Origin of the sequence: Psychrobacter sp. Rd 27.2 (genome assembly GCF_001921755.1) — a bacterium.
Taxonomy (GTDB): Bacteria; Pseudomonadota; Gammaproteobacteria; order Pseudomonadales; family Moraxellaceae; genus Psychrobacter; species Psychrobacter celer.
The window spans coordinates 1-352 of the sequence record NZ_MRYB01000137.1 but is presented as its reverse complement, the minus strand read 5'-3'; the positions used below and the strand labels follow the sequence as shown (position 1 = coordinate 352).

General features: G+C 41.2%; 1 protein-coding gene. It reads right to left on the bottom strand.

Annotated features, from left to right (window positions below):
- The coding region (locus BTV99_RS12925; RefSeq protein WP_143507217.1) for a hypothetical protein at positions 1–341 on the bottom strand (341 nt) is incomplete at its 3' end.
- Positions 342–352 lie beyond the last annotated feature (11 nt).

Below are 352 nucleotides of genomic sequence, written 5' to 3'. Positions count from 1 at the left end.
ATACTGCTAATACTTCGCTGAATATTGATACGATCCTCACCAATAGCACGAGCAAATACACGTAAGTTACCATTGTTATCAAAGGTCAAATCAGCTTCGTTAATAGTAAATACTGCTTGACCATCTACATTGCTAACAGCAGTCGCACTAGAGTGGATAACATCACCGTTCGCATTAACTAGCTCCATACCAGCATTGGCAATAGCACGTCCTGCACTATCCACTAATGTGGTTGTAATAGTAGTAGAAGCATCATCTTTTAAATTGGCTTCTGTAGCTGTAAGGGCAACCTCTGTACCGATAGCTGATAAGCTTACGGACTTCTCTTCACGTACTTGCATACTGACTTTGC